This window comes from Streptomyces sp. NPDC058459, assembly GCF_042721685.1.
Lineage (GTDB): Bacteria > Actinomycetota > Actinomycetes > Streptomycetales > Streptomycetaceae > Streptomyces.
In genome coordinates, this window is sequence record NZ_JBHXLV010000424.1 from 1 (window position 1) to 1,299 (window position 1,299).

1 protein-coding gene and 1 pseudogene are annotated in these 1,299 nt (G+C 68.8%); both read left to right on the plus strand.

Annotation, left to right across the window (positions count from 1 at the left end; all coding sequences use genetic code 11):
- Positions 1-110 precede the first annotated feature (110 nt).
- Positions 111-902 carry an ATP-binding cassette domain-containing protein gene (locus ACFWN1_RS33325; RefSeq protein WP_384370523.1) on the plus strand — a complete coding sequence of 264 codons (792 nt, stop codon included), beginning with the start codon at positions 111-113 and terminating at the stop codon, positions 900-902.
- Positions 899-1,299: pseudogene (locus ACFWN1_RS33330) on the plus strand (sugar ABC transporter permease); the annotation flags it as partial. The gene ACFWN1_RS33325 and the pseudogene ACFWN1_RS33330, both read left to right, overlap by 4 nt.

Consider the following 1,299-nt stretch of genomic DNA (forward strand, 5'->3'; position numbering starts at 1 on the left):
GGGCGTGTTCCGCCCGTACAGCGGCAGCGGCGGGCTCAAGGAGGAGATCCTGCTCGACCGCCGCGCCTTCCCCCGGGCGCGGCATCCCCGCCGGTCAGGCGGCGAAGGAGATGGTTCACGTGTCCGCTACGCCCGTGCTGGCGTTGCGCGGGGTCTCCAAGCGATTCGGTGCCGTCCAGGCGCTCACCGACGTAGAGCTTGAGGTCCACGCCGGAGAGGTGGTCGCCCTCGTCGGCGACAACGGCGCCGGTAAGTCCACCCTTGTCAAGACGATCGCGGGCGTGCACCCCATCGATGACGGCGTCATCGAGTGGGAGGGCCGCAAGGTCACGGTCAACCGCCCGCAGGATGCCCAGAGCCTGGGCATCGCGACCGTGTACCAGGACCTCGCCCTGTGCGACAACATCGATGTCGTCGGCAACCTGTTCCTCGGCCGTGAGCTCAAGCGCCGCGGTGTCCTGGACGAGGTCGAGATGGAGCGCCGCTCGCGCGAGCTGCTCGAGACCCTGTCCATCCGCATCCCCAGTGTGCGTATCCCGATCGCCTCGCTCTCCGGCGGTCAGCGCCAGGTCGTGGCCATCGCCCGCTCCATGCTCGGCGAGCCCCGGCTGGTCATCCTCGACGAGCCCACGGCCGCTCTCGGTGTCGAGCAGACCGCGCAGGTCCTCGACCTGGTCGAGCGACTGCGTGAGCGCGGCCACGCCGTCATCCTCATCAGCCACAACATGGCCGATGTGAAGGCGGTCGCGGACAAGGTCGCGGTCCTCCGGCTCGGCCGCAACAACGGCGTGTTCGAGGTCAAGGCCACCTCTCAGGAAGAGATCATCTCCGCCATCACCGGTGCCACGGACAACGCCGTGACCCGACGTGCGGCGCGCACCAACGCGGAGGCTCAGCAGTGAGCATCGACAAGTCCCAGGCCGCTTCCGTCGAGACGCCCGCCGTGGCCGCCGACGCCGCCCCCGCGGTCGACCCCCGCCTGCTCGTGCGCGAGCAGGGCTTCGCCGGGTACCTGACCGAGTTCAAGCGCAAGATGCGCGCCGGCGACCTCGGTGCCCTGCCGGTCGTGGTCGGCCTCATCGCCATCTGCGTGATCTTCCAGAGCCTCGACTCGGCCTTCCTCGGCGCGGAGAACCTCAACAACATCTTCGTCGCCATGGTGGCGACCGGCATGATGTCGGTCGGCATCATCTTCGTGCTGCTGCTCGGCGAGATCGACCTCTCCGTCGGCTCCGTCTCCGGCGTCTCCTCGGCCATCACCGCCGTGATGAGCGTCACCCACGGTGTCAACGAGTGGGT

Excerpts from the sequence above, each read along its gene's own strand:
- ACFWN1_RS33325 (WP_384370523.1), top strand. The coding sequence starts at position 111 with ATGGTTCACGTGTCCGCTACGCCCGTGCTGGCGTTGCGCGGGGTCTCC.